The 18,817-nt window shown below is 42.4% G+C and carries 22 protein-coding genes and 1 pseudogene; 17 read left to right on the forward strand and 6 right to left on the reverse strand.

Annotated features, from left to right (window positions below; translation table 11 throughout):
* Positions 1 to 729 precede the first annotated feature (729 nt).
* On the forward strand, positions 730 to 1,227 hold the full coding sequence (locus tag ACH0QE_RS16355) for a TspO/MBR family protein (RefSeq protein ID WP_415801641.1): 498 nt from the start codon (positions 730 to 732) through the stop codon (positions 1,225 to 1,227).
* A 269-nt stretch (positions 1,228 to 1,496) separates the two neighbouring features.
* Here ACH0QE_RS16355 and ACH0QE_RS16360 read toward each other — a convergent pair.
* Positions 1,497 to 1,928: pseudogene (locus tag ACH0QE_RS16360) on the reverse strand (AhpC/TSA family protein); the annotation flags it as partial.
* 286 nt (positions 1,929 to 2,214) lie between these two features.
* Here ACH0QE_RS16360 and ACH0QE_RS16365 point away from each other — a divergent pair.
* Both ACH0QE_RS16365 and ACH0QE_RS16370 read left to right on the forward strand, forming a co-directional pair.
* Positions 2,215 to 3,186, forward strand: coding sequence for a PstS family phosphate ABC transporter substrate-binding protein (locus ACH0QE_RS16365; protein ID WP_415801642.1), 972 nt, complete (start codon positions 2,215 to 2,217; stop codon positions 3,184 to 3,186).
* Between the two features lie 378 nt (positions 3,187 to 3,564).
* Positions 3,565 to 4,095: a CBO0543 family protein gene (locus tag ACH0QE_RS16370; protein WP_415801643.1), complete on the forward strand. Its 531-nt coding sequence runs from the start codon at positions 3,565 to 3,567 to the stop codon at positions 4,093 to 4,095.
* Positions 4,096 to 4,174: 79 nt separating this feature from the next.
* Here the strand turns inward: ACH0QE_RS16370 and ACH0QE_RS16375 are convergent, their stop codons facing one another.
* Positions 4,175 to 4,750, reverse strand: a complete 576-nt coding sequence (locus ACH0QE_RS16375) for a hypothetical protein (RefSeq protein ID WP_415801644.1) — start codon at positions 4,748 to 4,750, stop codon at positions 4,175 to 4,177.
* A gap of 174 nt (positions 4,751 to 4,924) precedes the next feature.
* Here ACH0QE_RS16375 and ACH0QE_RS16380 point away from each other — a divergent pair, with 174 nt between their 5' ends.
* The 3 genes from ACH0QE_RS16380 (at position 4,925) to wrbA (ending at position 7,041) form a co-directional block, all read left to right on the forward strand.
* Positions 4,925 to 5,203: a GNAT family N-acetyltransferase gene (locus ACH0QE_RS16380; RefSeq protein WP_415801645.1), complete on the forward strand. Its 279-nt coding sequence runs from the start codon at positions 4,925 to 4,927 to the stop codon at positions 5,201 to 5,203.
* 182 nt (positions 5,204 to 5,385) lie between these two features.
* Positions 5,386 to 6,369 carry a ring-cleaving dioxygenase gene (locus ACH0QE_RS16385; RefSeq protein ID WP_415801646.1) on the forward strand — a complete coding sequence of 328 codons (984 nt, stop codon included), beginning with the start codon at positions 5,386 to 5,388 and terminating at the stop codon, positions 6,367 to 6,369.
* Positions 6,370 to 6,429: 60 nt separating this feature from the next.
* Complete coding sequence (gene wrbA, locus ACH0QE_RS16390; protein WP_415801661.1) at positions 6,430 to 7,041, forward strand: NAD(P)H:quinone oxidoreductase; 612 nt, start codon at positions 6,430 to 6,432, stop codon at positions 7,039 to 7,041.
* Positions 7,042 to 7,360: 319 nt separating this feature from the next.
* On the opposite strand, the gene ACH0QE_RS16395 is transcribed toward wrbA, so the two are convergent.
* A complete protein-coding gene (locus ACH0QE_RS16395) occupies positions 7,361 to 8,257 on the reverse strand; it encodes a 3-hydroxyacyl-CoA dehydrogenase (RefSeq protein WP_415801647.1) in 897 nt (298 codons plus the stop codon).
* Positions 8,258 to 8,448: 191 nt separating this feature from the next.
* Here ACH0QE_RS16395 and ACH0QE_RS16400 point away from each other — a divergent pair, with 191 nt between their 5' ends.
* On the forward strand, positions 8,449 to 9,909 hold the full coding sequence (locus ACH0QE_RS16400) for a protein adenylyltransferase SelO (protein ID WP_415801648.1): 1,461 nt from the start codon (positions 8,449 to 8,451) through the stop codon (positions 9,907 to 9,909).
* A 551-nt stretch (positions 9,910 to 10,460) separates the two neighbouring features.
* On the opposite strand, the gene ACH0QE_RS16405 is transcribed toward ACH0QE_RS16400, so the two are convergent.
* Together ACH0QE_RS16405 and ACH0QE_RS16410 are read right to left on the reverse strand one after the other, a co-directional pair.
* Complete coding sequence (locus ACH0QE_RS16405) at positions 10,461 to 12,584, reverse strand: MMPL family transporter (RefSeq protein ID WP_415801649.1); 2,124 nt, start codon at positions 12,582 to 12,584, stop codon at positions 10,461 to 10,463.
* Between the two features lie 81 nt (positions 12,585 to 12,665).
* Positions 12,666 to 13,538, reverse strand: a complete 873-nt coding sequence (locus ACH0QE_RS16410; protein WP_415801650.1) for a MerR family transcriptional regulator — start codon at positions 13,536 to 13,538, stop codon at positions 12,666 to 12,668.
* A gap of 173 nt (positions 13,539 to 13,711) precedes the next feature.
* Between ACH0QE_RS16410 and ACH0QE_RS16415 the strand changes: the two genes are divergently transcribed.
* Both ACH0QE_RS16415 and ACH0QE_RS16420 read left to right on the forward strand, forming a co-directional pair.
* A complete protein-coding gene (locus ACH0QE_RS16415; RefSeq protein ID WP_023626156.1) occupies positions 13,712 to 13,909 on the forward strand; it encodes a DUF378 domain-containing protein in 198 nt (65 codons plus the stop codon).
* 113 nt (positions 13,910 to 14,022) lie between these two features.
* Positions 14,023 to 14,199 carry an SE1832 family protein gene (locus tag ACH0QE_RS16420; protein ID WP_170029930.1) on the forward strand — a complete coding sequence of 59 codons (177 nt, stop codon included), beginning with the start codon at positions 14,023 to 14,025 and terminating at the stop codon, positions 14,197 to 14,199.
* A gap of 350 nt (positions 14,200 to 14,549) precedes the next feature.
* Here the strand turns inward: ACH0QE_RS16420 and ACH0QE_RS16425 are convergent, their stop codons facing one another.
* On the reverse strand, positions 14,550 to 15,626 hold the full coding sequence (locus ACH0QE_RS16425; protein ID WP_415801651.1) for a Gfo/Idh/MocA family protein: 1,077 nt from the start codon (positions 15,624 to 15,626) through the stop codon (positions 14,550 to 14,552).
* Positions 15,627 to 15,791: 165 nt separating this feature from the next.
* Between ACH0QE_RS16425 and ACH0QE_RS16430 the strand changes: the two genes are divergently transcribed.
* The 8 genes from ACH0QE_RS16430 to ACH0QE_RS16465 form a co-directional block, all read left to right on the forward strand.
* The gene (locus ACH0QE_RS16430; RefSeq protein WP_415801652.1) at positions 15,792 to 16,259 is read left to right on the forward strand and encodes a DUF5662 family protein; all 468 of its coding nucleotides are present in this window, start codon (positions 15,792 to 15,794) and stop codon (positions 16,257 to 16,259) included.
* Between the two features lie 34 nt (positions 16,260 to 16,293).
* A complete protein-coding gene (locus ACH0QE_RS16435) occupies positions 16,294 to 16,470 on the forward strand; it encodes a DUF4083 family protein (protein ID WP_415801653.1) in 177 nt (58 codons plus the stop codon).
* A 121-nt stretch (positions 16,471 to 16,591) separates the two neighbouring features.
* Positions 16,592 to 16,801, forward strand: a complete 210-nt coding sequence (locus ACH0QE_RS16440) for a hypothetical protein (RefSeq protein ID WP_415801655.1) — start codon at positions 16,592 to 16,594, stop codon at positions 16,799 to 16,801.
* Positions 16,802 to 17,163: 362 nt separating this feature from the next.
* A complete protein-coding gene (locus ACH0QE_RS16445; RefSeq protein WP_415801656.1) occupies positions 17,164 to 17,436 on the forward strand; it encodes a hypothetical protein in 273 nt (90 codons plus the stop codon).
* Positions 17,437 to 17,485: 49 nt separating this feature from the next.
* Positions 17,486 to 17,869 (forward strand): hypothetical protein, encoded by a 384-nt coding sequence (locus tag ACH0QE_RS16450; protein ID WP_415801657.1) that lies wholly within the window; start codon positions 17,486 to 17,488, stop codon positions 17,867 to 17,869.
* Between the two features lie 79 nt (positions 17,870 to 17,948).
* Positions 17,949 to 18,332 carry a group-specific protein gene (locus ACH0QE_RS16455; protein WP_415801658.1) on the forward strand — a complete coding sequence of 128 codons (384 nt, stop codon included), beginning with the start codon at positions 17,949 to 17,951 and terminating at the stop codon, positions 18,330 to 18,332.
* Between the two features lie 29 nt (positions 18,333 to 18,361).
* A complete protein-coding gene (locus ACH0QE_RS16460; protein ID WP_415801659.1) occupies positions 18,362 to 18,544 on the forward strand; it encodes a hypothetical protein in 183 nt (60 codons plus the stop codon).
* 44 nt (positions 18,545 to 18,588) lie between these two features.
* Positions 18,589 to 18,817, forward strand: a 229-nt coding sequence (locus ACH0QE_RS16465; protein ID WP_415801660.1) for a DUF4256 domain-containing protein, incomplete at its 3' end; no start/stop codon positions are given.

An 18,817-nucleotide genomic window follows, 5' to 3' on the forward strand; every position in this document is an offset into this window, starting at 1 on the left:
GGCCAAAAGCTGTCAAGAAAACGAAGGAATCATGACAGGTTTGTGGTCACCAGGCCAAAAGCTGTCAAGAAAACGAAGGAATCATGACAGGTTTGAGGTCATGAGACCAAAAGTTGTCAAGAAAACAGAGGAATCATGACAGGTTTGAGGTCATCAGTCCAAAAGCTGTCAAGAAAACGAAGGAATCATGACAGGTTTGTGGTCACCAGGCCAAAAGCTGTCAAGAAAACGAAGGAATCATGACAGGTTTGAGGTCACCGGGCCAAAAGCTGTCAAGAAAATGAAGGAATCATGACAGGTTTGAGGTCACCGGGCCAAAAGCTGTCCAGAAAACGAAGGAATCATGACAGGTTTGAGGTCATGAGACCAAAAGCTGTCAAGAAAACGAAGGAATCATGACAGGTTTGAGTTCACCAGGCCAAAAGCTGTCAAGAAAACGAAGGAATCATGACAGGTTTGGGATCAAGAGGCTAAAAGCTGTCAAGAAAACGAAGGAATCATGACAGGTTTGAGGTCGCCGGGCCAAAAGCTGTCAAGAAAACGAAGGAATTAAGACAGGTTTGGCGGCGAACAAGGCATAGTTGTCAAAATCCAGCAGGAATACATCCAGGTTTTACACAACCAGAATCAAAGTTGTCAAAATAGATGACCATCACAAGTTTGTTTCGTAATCGCATATGTTTTTTTCACGAAAACTAGGTAATAGTATGAAAAAGGCAGGTGATCAGGATGAATGCTTTAAGAGTGAATGGAAAAATAGATAAGGGCAAGCTCGCCAAGGAATTGCTGATTCCGGTTGTCGGCGGAATGGTGACTGGGATGATTGCGACGAGGCAGGCGAAGGAGAAGTACAGCAAGCTGGAAAAGCCAGATTATGCGCCGCCTTCTTGGGTGTTTCCGGTCATGTGGACAGGTTTGTATGCGGCGATGGGACTGGCGAATTACCGGGTTTCGATGAAAAAGAAACCGACCGCCACAGCAGAGGGGCTTTATGATATCCAGCTTGGATTGAACTTTCTCTGGTCGTTCTTATTTTTCAAATGGAATCTTCGGGGAACTGCGTTTGCAGAGATCGGACTGCTGCTGGGCATGATTACGTTGACAACTTATCAATACTATCAAAAAGATAAAATTGCCGGCCGGCTGATGTTGCCGTATATTGCCTGGGTTGCTTATGCGCTTCAGCTTAACTACAGCATGTGGGAATTGAATAAAGATAAATTGTAAAACTTTTACTGAATTAGCAACTTTTCCAATCTATCCTCCGTCTAAACTAATAGACTACCAATCCTTCTAAAAATTGGTTGAATAAAAGTTTGCTAGAGCGGGAATACTATAATCAACAACATATTAAAAACGGAGGTAGATTAAGATGAAACAAATCAAGGAATTCATGAATGAAGAGGGTTTTGAATTAAAAGGTTATATTTCACAGTTATTTGAGCAAGTTTCCGATAAAAATGACAAGGAAAAACGCTGATCGCGGGTTAAGCTGATCAGCGTTTTTTCATTTGCTCCAAAACCTCATCAATTTTTGCGTGATCCTCAGGTGATTCATCGATATGCTTCCACAAGAGTTTGCCTTCCGCCGAATAGAGCCAGGTTCCTCCCTGGATGTAGACGTCCTGTGTCTTCATCGATTTCATGACGAATTCCTTCTGTTTGTCGTTTTTAGGAATGAAGTCTTTGACCTGGCCAGTGACAAAACCGAAACCGGCTTTCGCCAGCAGCTTCCACTTAGGCATCGTTTTATGGCCCATGCCTCGATACGCTTGCCGCGAAGGGTCTCCTAAAATCGGAAAAGGAAATGGCCCGAACTGGTCAACGAATTGCTTGATAAAAGACCCTTTTGAAGGGGCGACAGCAATGACCTGGTATCCTGTTGCTTCAACTTCAGTTATTCGCTCGCGCAACTGCGCAAGATATGCTCGGCAGACTGGTCAGCCAAGGTGGCGGACAAATACGACCATCGACGGCTTCCCTTGAATGGCTGTTCCCAAGGTTAGTGATTTTTCAGGATCGGTTGTTTCCAATACATACTCCATCTTAAAACCTCCTTTTCCTCACTATATATTAACTTCTTCCTCCAATGAAAGAATTAACATTCCTTAACAAACCTTTTCAATTAATTTACAACTCCTTAAAACCACATTAATAACTGTCTAGTAATCTTGTTCTTGTAGCAACGGACATAATATTAGGGGGAATTAAGGAATGAAGAGTTTTAAGAAGTTAGCGATGTTTACTATGCTTGCCTCGGTAATGGCTTTTGGAACGGCTTGCTCTGATGGAGAAAGTAACGCAGAAGCGACGAATGGTTCTAATGAAACTGAAACTCAACTTGAAGGCAGCGTCGTGATCGATGGCTCTGGCACTGTCTACCCGTTCATGGCAAAAATGGCAGAGAACTATATGTCCACCCAAGAAGATGTATCTGTAGAGGTTAGCCGCTCCGGAACTTCAGCTGGATTCAAGAAATTCCTGGTTGAAGAAGGTACAGACTACAATGATGCATCACGCCAGATCAAAGATGAAGAAAAAGCAAAAGCTGAAGAGCTTGGAATCGATGTAAAAGAAATGAAAGTCGCACTGGATGGCCTGACGATTGTCATCAATAAGGACAATGACTGGGCAAAGGAACTGACAAAAGAAGAAGTCATTGATATTTTCCTTGCTGAAGGCGGAAAGAAGAAATGGTCTGATGTACGCCCTGACTTCCCGGCTGAAGCAATTAACACATATGGTCCGAACGAAAATCATGGAACTTACGAGTTCATGTTTGAAAACATTCTTGATGAAAAAGATCTTGTAGAAGGCATTAACCTGCAGCAGGACTACTCTACATTGGTTGACCTGGTTTCAAAAGACAAAAATGCAATCGGCTTTTTTGGATATGGCTACTATGCGAACAACAAAGACAAATTGGCTGCAGTGGGTGTGGATTTCGGTAATGGACCAGTTGAACCTTCGCTGGAAACAATCAAGGAAGATGGCGAATACGGCCCGTTCACACGCCCGGTGTTCACATATCTGAACGTAAACAATGCCAAAGAAAAGGCACAAGTACTTGACTATGCAATCTACACAATGCAAAACGCACAGGATATTGCTGCAGAAACAGGATTCGCACCACTGACAGACGAAGATATCCAGGCGACATTAGCAGAACTAGAGGAATTGAAATAAACCAAAAAGAAGTATGAGGCATGTTCTCATACTTCCTTTTTGTTTCAGAAAGAAAAAAAGTAAAAGCTTCAATTCTTATTTTTGCGCTAATTTTTTAAGAAAATTTACTGCAAGAAAGATGGCTGCAAGCGAGAAAAAGCTGTGCAGGGAGGTCCGATTCTTTTTGGAGCGGATCAATTTCATATTTCTCTCAAGCCGATTTTCAACGACCGTAGATGGAATGGTAAACAAAAATAACTTGAATAAATTTGAATCATACCTCCTTAAGGTAGGTTTAATCTTTAGAAGATAGTAGCGATTAAGAAATAATTAATAGGGGAGTGGGTATACTACGGAAGAGGTTTCCTTTATTTGTAAATAACTTTGGTGAGGCAGACTATGACGAATGCAATTTATGCGATATTTTGGTTGGGAATCTTAATAATATTGGGGGATTGGAGGAACTGGAGAAGGTACTATCCGACAATCCTTTTCTTTATGCTTGGTGATTTTATTTACCTTTATTTATTGTCCGATCATTACCCAATGTGGAGGTATGTACCCTCGCCTGGTGACAAGGAAGTAGGAATAACCAATGCACATATTTCGTTTTCCATCATGGTATTAAAATATCCTGCGACATGTCTTGCCTATTTGTCTCATTTTCCACAACAAGGCGCCATCATTAAGTTTATTTATTATTTAGGGTGGATGCTAATTTACATCATAAATGAGATGATCGACTTGCATTTCCACCTAATAAAATATTACAATGGCTGGAATTTCGGGTGGTCCATCCTATTTAATGCGGTAATGTTCCTCATATTGAAAATCCATTTTCATAGGCCGGTATTCGCCTGGATCCTCTCGGCCGTTTTTATTGTTTTCTTATGGAATACCTTTGAAGTACCCTCGAGTGTTTTTCGATAGAAGATTTTCTTCATAACTTATAAAAAATAGGCCTGGTATCAGGCCATTTTTATGGTATGGATGCTTAAATGAAAATAAATTATTTGTTTGAGCTGTACCTTTTTTTAATCCAAAGAAAAAAGTCAGTAACTACTTTCGCGAAAATAAATACAGATACATAGCTTAGAAATAGGTGAAAATAGTTAATCGACCCATACATTTTAAATAATCCCAATCCGACAAGCATAGGCTTGAAAACAAATGACAGGATTACCGATGTAACAGTTGCATACAAATAATATTTTTTATTACTGTTCAACGTAGATTGGTAAACAAACATGAAAATTATTGGTATTAGGCTGGAGTCTAGGGAAATACCGGGTAAAACCGGGATGACAGGAAAAGGATAATTCCAGTAACCCATATTTCTCCCATACAAATCATGATATCCAAAGGACATATGGATACTGTAGCCGTAAAAGAGAATCTGGAATAACTTATTTTTATTGATTTTAAAAAGCAGAAAGACGAGCGGGACCACAAGGAATAAGACCATCAGCCAATATTCAAAAGAGGTATATAGAGAAAACTCCCACCAATACTCATTTAAAGCTTTTTGCCCTTCCTTACCCATCTCGACAATCTGATCAAAACGCGATATACGAACATCTTCCAAATTAATCATTCCTTTTAGAAGCCGGTTTTGCATACATATTTATAGAATGTCATGGTCAATAATCTCGTATGCATCGTATAAGGCTCGTTTGAAAATGTTTTACAAAAGTGAGTAGAAGCGTTTTGAAGCGGGAATAAGAGGAAGACATTTATAACTAGATCAGGAGGTGTTGTTATGTCGTTTAAATATGAAGAAGAAGACGGACGTTTTGTCGCGAAGGATTCAGATGGGCTCGAGGTAGGCGAAGTAACCTATACTCGGGATGGAGATAAGTTTCTTGTCATTAACCATACCGGTGTCGATCCGGCGAACCGTGGCCAGGGCGTGGCGGAGGAATTGGTACGCCAGGTTGTTGAGAAGGCAAAAAATGAAGGCCTGAAGGTGGAGCCGGTTTGTTCCTTTGCGCAAAAGGAATTCGAGAGGAAAGATGAATATAAAGAAGTTCTAAAGTAATAGCTGGAGAAAGCCTTTGAGACAGCTCAAAGGCTTTTGTCCAGGTTGACATGAAAAATCCCACATGATAAAATTATCTCGAATTCAAGATATTATGTTTTTTTCGAAGTCATTAAGGTTAAAGTAAGAATAGATGTTTTTTTGTAATAATATCTCGGTTTCGAGATAAAGGGGGAGACAACTTGAACGAATTAAAAGGAATACACCATGTTACGGCCATTACAAGCAGCGCAGAAAAGAACTATGAGTTTTTCACATATGTTTTGGGGATGCGTCTTGTAAAAAAGACCGTCAACCAGGATGATATCCGAACGTATCACTTATTTTTCGCGGATGATAAAGGGTCGGCAGGCACGGATATGACATTCTTTGACTTTCCTGGTATTCCCAAAGGTTCTCATGGAACGGACGAGATTTACAAAACCGGATTCCGGGTGCCGACTGATGCTGCGCTGGAATACTGGGTGAAGCGTTTGGATAAATACGACGTCAAGCATACAGGCATCAAGGAATTGTTCGGTAAAAAGACGATTTCATTCGTCGATTTTGATGATCAGCAATATATGCTGGTATCAGACGAGTTCAATGAGGGTGTAGCATCAGGGACTCCATGGCAAAACGGTCCGGTTCCGTTGGAGTACGCAATCACAGGCCTTGGGCCGATCCATATTCGGATCTCACGCTTTGATTATTTTAAAGAGGTATTGGAAAAAGTCATGCATATGCGTGAAGTTGGGCAGGAAGGTTCCTTGCATCTTTTTGAAATGGGAGAAGGCGGGAACGGCGCGCAGGTCATAGTAGAGGACAATAAAGTGCTGCCGGCAGGACGCCAGGGATTCGGAACTGTGCACCATACAGCATTCCGTGTTGCCGACACTTCGGTTCTTTATGAGTGGATCGATCATATGAAGGCTTCAGGATTCGGCACATCTGGTTATGTAGACCGATTCTTCTTTGAATCCTTATATGCACGTGTGGCGCCAGGGATTTTGTTCGAATGGGCAACAGACGGACCAGGTTTCATGGGTGACGAACCATACGAAACACTTGGTGAAAAATTGTCCCTGCCGCCGTTCCTCGAATCGAAGCGTGAACAAATCGAGGACTTTGTGCGGCCGATTGATACAGTGCGAAGCACGCGTGATATTGAAAAAGAGTATCTGTAAGCGAGTTTGTCATAGGAGATTAGTGGAAATACCTTAATGTAGCATTAAAAAAGGGAGGCTATCAATATGGTCAAATTAGCAGTGATTTTTTACAGCATGGGCGGAACGAATGTACAGCTTTCGAAATGGGCTGCAGAAGGCGCAAAAGAAGCTGGAGCAGAAGTGAAGGTTTTCAAAGTGAAGGAATTAGCGCCTGAATCAGCGATTGAAGGCAATGAAGCGTGGAAAGCAACTGTTGAAAACACAAAAGATATCCCTGAAGTGACTCCAGACGATCTTGAATGGGCAGACGCAATCATTTTCAGCGTTCCTACACGATTCGGAAACATGCCATCACAAATGAAGCAATTCCTTGATACAACAGGCGGCCTTTGGGCGCAGGGCAAGCTCGTGAATAAAGTCGTGAGCGCCATGTCCTCCGCACAAAACCCGCATGGCGGGCAGGAAGCTACAATCTTGTCACTTTATACTACGATGTACCATTGGGGTGCAATCGTTGCTGCGCCTGGCTACAGTGACCCAGTGACATTCGGTGCAGGCGGCAACCCATACGGAACAAGCGTAACCGTCGACCAAGACGGCAACATGATTGAAGACGTTGAAGCTGCGGTAAAATACCAGGCGAAGCGCACAGTGACAGTTGCAGGATGGGTTAAAAACGGTAATCAATAAGGTATGATTAAAGAGCCTAATTCCCTCAGGGAGTTAGGCTCTTTTGCTGTCTGGAATAGGTAGTAGTAGGTATGGTGCGAAATGTTTAATGGACATTTTGAATGAGGAGGAGTGTTGAAATGTCTAATAGGATTTGTTTAATGGACATTTTGAATAAGAGAACCCGGAGAAGTGTCCGATAGAAGAGGTCTATCGGACAAACGGAAGACGGAATCTCGGGGAAATGTCCTAAAACTTTGTCTCTGATTTTGATAAAAGCTTGATACCGGCCAAAACAAAATGCCCAATCCATACAAGGATTGGGCATATGCATATAATATTATTCTTTTAGAAAACCTGGCTGTTCATAGCTAGGGTTAGGATATTTATAAAATCCTTCACCGGTTGCTACACCGAGTTTTCCTTTGTCAATGTACTCAGTTTTCAATAGATTCGCGAGCTCTTTAAATTGTGGAACTCCAGCTTCGCCCTTGGCATTGGCGATATTATATGCTGTGGTGATTCCGACGATGTCTAAAATCGCGAACGGTCCTTTTGGAGCGCCGGTTGCGATCATCCATGTCTTGTCAATGGTTTCAGGGTCGGCAACTTCCTTCATGAGCAGCATTTGGCCTGCCTCTAAAAACGGCACCAATAACGAGTTCAGGATATAGCCAGGCTGCTCTTTGTACAATGGCAGCGCGACCATGCCGATGGCTTTTGCGAATTCCAACAGATCATCAAACACTTTCTTGTCTGTGCCAGGATGCATCATGACTTCGGCGGTGTTATTTTTCCAGATTTCATTCGCAAAGTGAAGGGCGAGGAATTTTTCAGGACGGCCTGTTGCTTCTGCAAACTGGCTTGGCAGCAACGTAGAAGTGTTCGTTGCGAATACTGTCTTCTCGGGTGCGACCTGTCCTAGTTTCTGGTAAAAATCTATCTTGATGTCGACGACCTCTGGTACAGCCTCAATGACGAGGTCAGCATCAGTTACCGCCTGTGAGAGATCACTGTAAAAAGAAAGGCGGTTGTAAGCTGCATCAAGCTCCTGCTGGGATGCTCCAAGATCCTCCTGGTAACGCGGCTTAAGCTTCGAGATACGTTCCTTGGCGCGTTCGATCGCTTCATCGTTGATATCGTAAACTGAAACATTGAAACCACTATATGCGGTTTGAAAAGCAATCTGGCTTCCCAAAACGCCGCTTCCGGCGACAGTAATGTTTTTATAATTCATGGCAATTCTCCTTTCTACAATGTTTATTTACCCTCATTTATTATTCTTAAAAAGTATTTTTCTTAGCCTGGAAACAAAACAAATGGCAGCTTTACCAAACATTCGGGAGGGTATATTAAGTAACAGGAAGAATACATTAATGGATATAAAAAGCACACGAAGAAATAGTGAAAGTAAAGGAGGCCATCCAAATGACGAACAAGCAACCCGGCTGGAATATCGAAAATAGTTATTCGAGCCTTCCTAAAATATTTTATAGCCTGCAGAAACCGACTCCTGTGGAAGCACCAGAAGTGGTGATTTTCAACGAGTCGCTGGCGGAAGAACTCGGTTTGAATCCTGAAGCGCTGCAAGATGGCGAAGAGGCTTTGATCTTTGGCGGAAACGAGGTACCTGAAGGTGGAACTCCGCTTGCCCAGGCATATGCAGGACATCAATTCGGACATTTTACTATGCTCGGAGATGGCAGGGCGGTTCTGCTTGGCGAGCAGGTCACCCCTGATGGCGAGCGATTTGACATCCAGCTGAAAGGCTCAGGGCGTACACCGTATTCCCGTGGCGGAGACGGCCGTGCAGGGCTGGGACCAATGCTCAGGGAGTTTATCATCAGTGAAGCGATGGTAGGATTGGGAATCCCGACTACCAGGAGCCTGGCTGTTGCAACAACTGGGGAGCAGATCATCCGCGAGACGATGCAGACTGGAGCAATCCTAACCCGTGTGGCAGCAAGCCACCTAAGAGTGGGAACATTCCAATTTGCTGCGAACTGGGGTAAAAAGGAGGATTTGCGGGCATTGGCTGATTATGCGATAGAGCGCCATTATCCAGAAATCGATGGGCAGGAAAACCGCTATCTTTCCTTTTTGAAAAAAGTGATCAAGCGTCAGGCAGCATTGATTGCGAAATGGCAGCATGTTGGTTTTATCCACGGTGTCATGAACACTGACAACATGACGATCAGCGGCGAGTCAATCGATTATGGTCCATGTGCTTTCATGGACACGTACGACCCGGCGACTGTCTTCAGTTCAATTGACCGGGATGGCCGCTACGCCTATGGAAATCAGCCGTATATCGGTGGCTGGAATCTTTCGCGTTTCGCTGAAGCCTTATTGCCTTTGCTGCATGAAGATGAAGACGAAGCGGTAAAGCTGGCAGAGGAAGCCCTCTCTGGGTTCCCGGAAATATTTGAAGCAGAATTCATTTCCGGAATGAGGTTGAAACTGGGTATCTTTAATGAGGAAAAAGAAGACAAAAGCCTTATCTCCGACCTTCTAAACTTAATGAATGAGCATAAGGCTGACTTTACAAATACGTTTAAAGCATTGACCTTTGACCAGTTAGAAGATTCGGAGTTGTTCCAGGCTGAAGAGTTCACGAAGTGGCATGGAAAATGGCAGGAACGACTAGAACGCCAGGAGCAATCGAAGGAAGACACACAGGAGTTGATGCGCGACAACAATCCGGGCGTAATTCCTCGCAACCATAGGGTGGAGGAAGCACTGGAGGCTGCTGTGAATGGAGACTTGAGCGTCATGGTGAAATTGCTCGAAGTTCTTGCCAACCCATACGAGCATTCTCCTGAACAGGCCGAATACTGCAAGCCAGCTCCGCCAACTGCAAGACCTTATCGGACATTTTGCGGGACGTGATATGTAAGCGTAAAAACGTGATGAAGTAACCGTCATTAAGGTCATGACGGACAAAACCTCGAGGGAATCAAGAAAAAGTGTCCGTCATCAAAGCTATGACGGACAAAACCTCGAGGGAATCGTGAAAAAGTGTCCATCATCAAGGTCATGACGGACAAAACCTCGAGGGAATCAAGAAAAAGTGTCTGTCATCAAGGTCATGACGGACAAAAACTCGAGGGAATCAAGAAAAAGTGTCCGTCATCAAGGCTATGACGGACAAAAACTCGTGGAAATCATGAAAAAGTGTCCGTCATTATGGTCGTGACGGACAAAACCTCGAGGGAATCGTGAAAAAGTGTGCGTCATCAAGGCTATGACGGACAAAACCTCGAGGGAATCGTGAAAAAGTGTCCGTCATTAAGGTCATGACGGACAAAACCTCGTGAGAATCATAAAAAAGTGTCCATCATCATCAGATGTATCAGTAACACCCATCCCAGAACAACTAGATTTTTCACCATCAAAAAAGGCAGTCCCTGAGCTATTCGCTCCAAGGGCTGCCTTTTCTCTTATTTACCTTGCACTGCAACTGTTTCCTTATCTTTTTCAAAGAAAAGAATCAATGCTGGCAGCAGCATGCCGCGCACCAGGAATGTGTCAATCAGGATTCCGACTGCGACGATGAAGCCGAAGACGAATAGGTCGGCGATTGGCATTGTTGTCAGTGCTGCAAAGGTTGCAGCCAGGATGACACCTGCTGAGGAAATGACCCCACCTGTGTTGCGGATCGAAATTTCAAGGGCATCCTTGACTTTGTGTGCTTTACGCTCTTCAATGAATCGGGAGGCCAGGATGATGTTATAATCGATTCCCAATGCCACCAGGAAGATGAAGGCGTAGACTGGAACGCGCGAGCTTAACGCTTCGAAGCCGAATAAGACGTCGACGAGGAAGATTCCAAGTCCCAGCGCAGATAAGTAGGATAATAGGATGGTTCCCATCATGTAGATGGACATCTTGATCGAACGAGTGAGAGCGTATAAAAGAACTAGAATCAACACTGTTTCCAGGATGACGATTTTCACAATGTCACGATTGTTAATTTCACGTTCATCAACAATCTTTGCAGTGACTCCGCTATAATATGCCTCTCCATCAATTGAAAGATCCTCTAATAATTCTGGAGTTTCCTCTCTTAAATCCTCGAAAAAATCAATTGCTTCTGTCGAGTATGGATTCATTGATAAAGCAACGTTTAACTTCATGGCTTTTGCATCCTCGGTTTGTGCGGACATCCGAACGGAAGCAATCTCATCATAGCTTTGCCATTTTTCAATAATGGCACTTGTATCTTCCTGAGTAAAAGCTTCGTCGCTTTCAATCACTAGTGTTGTCGGTGCCAGTTCCCCTTTGTCAAACCTTGCCTCGACGATTTCATAACCGACACGGGAAGGCAGGTCTTCGGGGAATTTTTTTACCGTATCAAATTCAAAGTCCAGATTGAAGACATTGAATGCTGTGATGACCAGGAATAAAGCAACAATTCCACCTGAGATTCCAGGCTTGTTAACGACGAACCTGGCAATCGGTCCCCAGATTCCATGCTTTATTTCGGTTTCCTGACCGTACTTCGGAACCTTCGGCCAGAATGCTTTACGTCCGAATAAGGTAAATAAAGCCGGCAGTAATGTGACAGAAGAAATCATAATATAGAACATCGCGATCCCGAATACAGGTGCGAAGTTCAGGTAATCGCGGAAATCGGCAAAGAATAAAATCAGCATTGCAGCTAAGACAGTGCCTCCTGCGAAGAACACAGGTTCACCGGTAGCGCGCATCGCGTATTTCATTGCTTCGTATTTGCTTTCATATTTGTTCAGTTCCTCGCGGTAACGTGAGAAGACAAATAATGAATAGTCAATGACCGCTGCAAAAAGCAAGATACTCATGATTGATGAAGTTTGGCTGCTGACTTCCAGGCCGCCAGCTCCCATCAAGGCAACACTTTGATTCACGACCTGATAGACAATAACGGTCGCAAGCAGCGGAATGATCGCGAGCAATGGTGAACGGTAAATGACAATCAATAAGATCAAAATAATCAACACCGTTGCAATTAGCAGTACGAAGTCAGCTTGTTCAAACAGCTTGACCGTATCCCCAGCAATACCGGCAGGACCGGTGATATAAAATTCCGTGCTTTCAAGGTCTTCAGCAATCTTGTTGCCGGTTTCCAAGGCCTTGTCATTGATTTCGGAATACTGGCTGTTCCCGAGCCCTTTTTCCAGTTCCATTGGGACGATCATCGTTGACCCATCTTCAGAGGTAAAGCCTCCCAAAGCTTGAGGAGGGAGTGCACTGATATCAACGATTGTTTCAATACCTTCTATATCCTCAGCAATAATTCCGTTCAGAATTTGTTTGACTTCATCCAGATTGATGTCGCCATTTTTATTGTGGAAAACCAGGATTCCCGGTGTTCCTTGTTCATTTGGAAAGAGCTCTTCAGTCTTTTTCTCTGCAATCATTGATTGTGCTTCATCAGGAAGCGATTGGAAGTTGGTCGTTTTATACTCACTAAGCATTGGTCCTGCACTTAAACCAACCATGAGGACGAGCCAGGCAATGATCGTGATCCACATTCCACGCTTCGTTGAAACCCAATCTGTAATTGGATATAACAGCTTTTTCACTAGTAAACCTCCCTAATAAGATTCCATCTTAATCTTATCATTTCTCTCATTTATAAAATCAAGGGATTTATAGAGTTTTTGTTAACGCATAAATGAGTCATACCATCTATCCCAATCCGAACCCAGGGAGTAGGTGACAGACTTGGACTCCAGCTGCGGACAATCCTTGACACAGCTGCCGCCCACAATGAACTTCAGGGATGAATCCATTTTGAGGCAGGTTTGAATCCAATCCTCCACCTTACTAATGGGATTAGGATTTGTCATGGAAATTGTGACAACTCTGATGTCTTTCATTTTTATCAAATCTGTTAATCCCTCAAGCGGTGTATTCGGGCCTAAATAGATGACATCATGGCCTTTCTTTTTTAAAAATAAGCTGAAGACCATCAACCCGATTTGATGCTGCTCTCCTTCTGGACAGAACGCCAGCACTTTCGGGAGGGCAGGATTCACAGGCAGAACCCTCAGGAACTGGGTGCAGCGGTTGATGATGAACTGCGAAGAAAAATGCTCCTGGGCAACCGAGATGGTGCCATTCTCCCATTCATCCCCAACCTTATACAAAACCTGGACTAATATATGGTGAAACACCTCTTCATAGTCATACAAGGAAAACGCGAGGTCAGCAATCTGATTTGCTTCTTGAGTATCAAGGTTGACCAGCGCTCCGTAAAGCTGGTCTTTTAGCTGACCATACTTGTTATTCTGTGAAGGAGCTGGGGCCGAAACCGGAGGGGATTCCTTCAGCATTCTGACCGCGTCACTGATTTTCATATTCTGGTCGTGTACTTGTGCCTTGATCCACTTAAGTGTTTCAACATCTTTTTCACTATATAAACGATGGCCGCCCTCAGTCCTGGTCGGAGTAACGACATTGTAGCGATTTTCCCAGGCCCTGATCGTGACGGCGGGGATATCCAATCGTTCTGATACCTGCTTGATGCTATACAAACTTGTCACCTCCACTCCATCATTATAGATAAGTTATACAAAAATTACACAACTTTAATGCTGTTAAATCAACATTTTAATAAAATTATATAAAATGTTTGCTTATTTTGTATAGGTTTTGTATAATAAAACTCGAAAGGTTATACAAAAATTATACAAGGGGTGGTGTCAAAATGAAAACTTTGAATTTGGTATCATTAGTATTGCTTATTGTCGGCGGTTTAAATTGGCTATTGGTTGGATTATTTGAATGGGATTTGGTCGGCGGGCTATTCGGCGGTATGGACAGTCCAATCGCTAAAGTGGTCTACATCCTTGTAGGTCTTGCAGCCATTTACAGCATCACGCTTTTATCAAAAGTGAATAAATAGGCATGGAAGGCGTACAGAATGGTCTGTACGCCTTTTGTGTGCCATGCTTCTTGAATAAAATTACCAATATAGCTATTCTAAAGAAGATATCGTCAAAACAGGGGGATCAAGCAATGGATAAAAGAGAAATTGAATATAAAATCGTCGAACTGAAGGACGAGTATTTGCAGCTGCAGCATAATCTCGAAAAATTGGAATCTGTAAAAGGGAACCTGCATCCGCTGGAGAAGAGACTTGCGGCGATTGAAGAGGAATTAAGCTCTTTGAATACAATGCTTCGTGATATGTAGAATGATAAGCCTGTTCTGAAAAGGAATCAGGCTTTTCTTTTGGGAGAAAGTGGTCTGATTTAGAGGGTAAGGTCAAAGGTTTAAGCCCGATAAGGAACAAACTAAGGCCATGTTAACACTTTAATAGAGAAGCTTTTTAAAAGAACATTGTGCTTCAATAAAGTCAATCACTCCTGCAAATTAAAGTTATTAATCAAACGTTTGATTAAATCCATTCTCCCATCGGCCACAGCGTCAGGCACTTTTATGGAAGGGCAATTACCCGGAAATATTGGAAAAATTAAAGGCATGAGCCCAAATCAATTACCTGGCTCATGCCTGCCTGTTAACCCTACTGCAATGTGGATCTTTTATTTCACTTCCACTTTTCTACCTTCGCGAGCAGAAGTCCTGACTGCATCTAAAACTTTTTGAGTCGCATGTCCATGCTCGAAATCAGCGAGATACGGGTGCTTCTTGCCGGAAGCCAGTGTTTCATGGAGTGCATCTAAAGCCCTTTGGAAGCCGTTATAGTACCTTGCTGCGACCTGCGGCATACTAGAAGGTGCTTCTAGAGCCGGCAATAGTTCGACATCTTCAAAAGCAGAATTCCCAACAGAAAGTAAAACCTTTTGGTCATCCAGCAAAACAAGTGTGCCTTCTGTACCGTAAATCTCAAGACGCCATGTGTGTTCAGTTTGGCGTGCTGCAGAAATGAGCTCAAGCGTTACAGTAGCTCCGTTTTCCAGAGAGCCGATAATCTGGAAAGCATCGTCCGCTGTTCGATGTTCAGTCTTCCCGTTCTCATCAGTATGGGTTGGAACGTGAATTGGCAGCTGGGCAAACACTTCTTTAAATGAGCTTTCCATCCACCAATGAAGAGCATCTGTCATATGGGAGCCAATGGCGCCAAGCATTCCGCCCCCTTTTTCTTCCTGTCCCAGCCAGCCTCGAGGTTTTGAAACCAGCCCTGTATAATTCGCAAAAGAGCACTCATAGCGGACATGCAAAATATCCCCGAGTTTTCCGCTTTCCATGGTTTCTTTTACCTTCATACGTGCCGGCAAAAAGCGGAATTCATGATTGATCAGCCCGAGTTTGCCTGCCTTGTCTCTTTCCGTAATCATTTCTTCTGTTTCAGCAACATCCAAGGCCATTGGTTTTTCACATACTACATGAGCGCCCTTTTCGAAAGCAGCAGCAACCATCTCCTTATGTAAATGGACTGCCGAAGCGACGACCACTAAATCGAGTGTTTCCTTTTCAATCATCTGGCGCCAGTCAGTATAGATATTTGCAATCCCGCTTGCTTTCCGTGCATCTTCAATATTGCCCCTTGATACACTCGATATTGCCACCACATCGAATCCTTCATGATGATCCATCATTGGCGCATGAACTTTAGCACCAAAACCCGTCCCGATAATACCCACTTTAAACTTTTCCAAAAAACCACCCCTGTCCTGAATATAATTTAATAGTAAGTCCAGCAGGGAAGGATTGTAAATTAATATAAACAACAAACAAATACCTTTTTATGACAAATCAGGAGGAATACCAGATAATCGTGGAGAATATGAACTGACAATATACTACTATAGTAGGTGCCTATTATGTTAAAAGCTTGTTGGAGAAACTTGCTTTATATACTTGAACATAAAATTAATGTTTTAATTGAATGTTGGAAAGAGGGTTTATACATACAGGGGATTACTCATGACTTATCAAAATTTAATCCCAAGGAATTTTTGCCATATACGAAGAGATTCTTTTTGGATAGGAAAATAGATTCTATTGATGAAATGAAATGGAAGTTTGCATGGCTCCATCATCAACATAAAAATAAACATCATTGGGAGTATTGGGTGGTTGATCCGAATCAAAAACTAGCCCTGCCAATGCCAAGAAAATATCTGCTTGAAATGGTTTGTGATTGGCGTTCTTTTTCGAGAAGGTGGGGGAGGAAGGTGAAGCGGTCGAATTTAAAGCTTACAGAAAAAATGATACTGCATCCTGAAACAAGAGATGCACTTGAAATGATTATTAAAAATGAGAGGGTAGCGGAGTTTAAGGAACTATAGGATAATTTAAAAAAACATCTGAGGCGGGGTTAATATGAATATTGGAGATCTATTATTTCAGCTTATTTTTTTCGTTTTATTAATTGGGATTGTGGCTGCTGTTTTTTATGCTGTCCGGTCACTCGTAATAAAGGAACCTGATAATTCGAAGAGTATAGAACGAAAACTGGACCGAATAATTGAGCTGCTTGAGAAGGAAAATAAAGACTAAACAGCTTATATAATTGTATGTCGGCACATGTTATAATGAGGAACTTAGATGGATTTTACACATAATTGCACGGATGCCCGAAAAGCCTCCGCTTAGCGATCATATATGGAGGTATAAGAACATGAATAAACGATGGACGATTGATAAAATCAAAGAATTTGTGGAGAAAAACTCAGAGAGTAAGCTGCTGACGACAGAATACCACGGATTTTCGCAAAAATTACTATTCAAATGCGCATGCGGCAACAATTTTGAAAAACCGTTCAAGAAATTCAAGGATAATCACCAGCGAAAATGTGAAGTGTGTCAGCCGCCAAAATCTTCACGCTAATTGGACAAGGAACTAAGTGCTGCCATAGGGTTTCACGCCAAACAAGGTGGCTTTTTTAGTAAAAGCTCAATATTTTAGCAAAGGAAGCGTAGATCTTGGAGGATTCACGCTTCTTTTTGTTGAATTTTATGAAAAGAATCTTGCAGGAGTAACAGGACAATCATGAAGAGATATATGTTGAAAAACGAATTTAAGGGTTTGAAAAAAGGCACTCAATTCTATTTAATCGCTGAATCGGAATTTATCGGGGTCAAAGAGTATGTGCTGAGAACCAGGGATTTAAGGGTCAGAATAGCAATCAATGATAGAGAGTTTCGGAAGAATTTCATTTTGCTAAGTTAGAAATGGGGGCAAAGGTTGTCATGTATTTGTTTTTATCCATATTGTTAAGTGTCATTCTAGGCTATTTTCTATTTGCTATGGGGCCGATTGTAGGGGGCATCCTTGCCTTCGGTATTATTGCAGGCAGTCTATTTAGAGGGATTTACTTACTGAATGACGTCCGTAAAAGGATTGCGACTATATCGCCTGATGCAAATGTACAAGAGCAGATGCAGGAGCGGGCGCATGAAATCGTTCCTGAACATTTGCAAAGCCCGACCGCTTATAAAAAATACCTGGAAGCTAAACAGTAGAATGAAAACCATAAGTCGATAGAGTTTGCCGATATGTGGAGGAATCTAAATGTCATTTGTTGAATTAGTGGTTTTTGGTATTGTCTGGGGAGGCTTGATGGTTTACTTCTTAACGCCTTTTAACAATAAAACCAATATCGAAGGAAACTCAAAGGTGACAGTCTCCAAGGCTTTTAAGGAGAGTTTGACTAGACTGATTTTACATAAAAAGGCCATTCTGGCATTGCTATTGTTGATCATCACTTTAAATTTCATCTGGTCGTATTTTATATCGATTGATGACTATAACAACCTCCACGGAGTCACCAGTGAATCGGGGAAACCACAGGCGATTTTTTACATGATTAGCTTAACTTTGTATTCAGTAACTCTATATATCTTGCTAGCAGTTAGAAGGGCATTGAAATCAAGTGAAAACTGGGTGAACAGGTAGGGGTGCCGCCTTAGGAAATCTCTACGACCAAATGACAAGTTGAAGAAACTTTTTCAATGCTTAACAAGGAGGACGAATATTGAAAAAGTTTTATGTGGCATCAAGCTTTAAAAATATAGATGCAGTTAGACATGTTAGCAAATTGCTAATCGATAGAGGATATATTCAGACATATGACTGGACGGAAAATGAAAAAGCTTCAACGATTGAAGAACTAACCGGAATAGGACAAAAAGAAAAAAAGGCTGTTTTGGAAGCAGACTTTATTATTGTATTATTGCCAGCTGGCAAAGGAAGCCATATAGAATTTGGTATTGCGCTTGGCCATGGGAAAAGAATTTATCTTCACTCACCAGATAACGAAGTGGCTAATTTTGAAACAACCAGTACGTTTTATCATTTGCCAGAAGTCCAGAAATGCATTGGAACTATTGAGGAGTTAATAGATACTGTCACAACATAGCCCACGTTTATTGTCCTGGGGGTGCAAGGTTGAAAAAAACTACTAAACTGTTTATCGTGTTTCTGATGATTGTCAGTTCGTATATTGGGGTTTACAGTTCTGATTACGAAAGTATGAAACATATCAACAATATGGGTAAAGCAGTGTTTGCTGTTCTGGTAGCCATAATGGTTTGGGACGCATTCAGAAAGACCAATAATGATAAAAAATAATAAAAGATTTTACAATAAGGAATCAAAACAAGGAGAGTGTTAATATGGCAAAAGGAAATAAGGAGTTATCACGCGAACAGCAGGAAGAACTGCTCGGAATTTTGAAAGCTAGGTTTGAGAAAAACATGGCCCGACATGAAGGTCTTGAATGGGCTGAAGTACAAGCTAAGCTCGATAACAATATTGAAAAACTATGGTCGCTCAATGAAATGGAAGCAACGGGCGGGGAACCGGATGTTGTGGGTCTTGATCAGGAGACGGGCGAATACATCT

Origin of the sequence: Mesobacillus sp., assembly GCF_047739415.1 — a bacterium.
Lineage (GTDB): Bacteria > Bacillota > Bacilli > Bacillales > Cytobacillaceae > Mesobacillus.

What these genes read in the sequence shown, in the direction of transcription:
- ACH0QE_RS16355 (WP_415801641.1), top strand. Translation starts at nt 730, where the DNA reads ATGAATGCTTTAAGAGTGAATGGAAAAATAGATAAGGGCAAGCTCGCC.
- ACH0QE_RS16365 (WP_415801642.1), top strand. Translation starts at nt 2,215, where the DNA reads ATGAAGAGTTTTAAGAAGTTAGCGATGTTTACTATGCTTGCCTCGGTA.
- ACH0QE_RS16370 (WP_415801643.1), top strand. Translation starts at nt 3,565, where the DNA reads ATGACGAATGCAATTTATGCGATATTTTGGTTGGGAATCTTAATAATA.
- ACH0QE_RS16380 (WP_415801645.1), top strand. Translation starts at nt 4,925, where the DNA reads ATGTCGTTTAAATATGAAGAAGAAGACGGACGTTTTGTCGCGAAGGAT.
- ACH0QE_RS16395 (WP_415801647.1), bottom strand. Translation starts at nt 8,257, where the DNA reads ATGAATTATAAAAACATTACTGTCGCCGGAAGCGGCGTTTTGGGAAGC.
- ACH0QE_RS16400 (WP_415801648.1), top strand. Translation starts at nt 8,449, where the DNA reads ATGACGAACAAGCAACCCGGCTGGAATATCGAAAATAGTTATTCGAGC.
- ACH0QE_RS16415 (WP_023626156.1), top strand. Translation starts at nt 13,712, where the DNA reads ATGAAAACTTTGAATTTGGTATCATTAGTATTGCTTATTGTCGGCGGT.
- ACH0QE_RS16420 (WP_170029930.1), top strand. Translation starts at nt 14,023, where the DNA reads ATGGATAAAAGAGAAATTGAATATAAAATCGTCGAACTGAAGGACGAG.
- ACH0QE_RS16430 (WP_415801652.1), top strand. Translation starts at nt 15,792, where the DNA reads ATGTTAAAAGCTTGTTGGAGAAACTTGCTTTATATACTTGAACATAAA.
- ACH0QE_RS16435 (WP_415801653.1), top strand. Translation starts at nt 16,294, where the DNA reads ATGAATATTGGAGATCTATTATTTCAGCTTATTTTTTTCGTTTTATTA.
- ACH0QE_RS16440 (WP_415801655.1), top strand. Translation starts at nt 16,592, where the DNA reads ATGAATAAACGATGGACGATTGATAAAATCAAAGAATTTGTGGAGAAA.
- ACH0QE_RS16445 (WP_415801656.1), top strand. Translation starts at nt 17,164, where the DNA reads ATGTATTTGTTTTTATCCATATTGTTAAGTGTCATTCTAGGCTATTTT.
- ACH0QE_RS16450 (WP_415801657.1), top strand. Translation starts at nt 17,486, where the DNA reads ATGTCATTTGTTGAATTAGTGGTTTTTGGTATTGTCTGGGGAGGCTTG.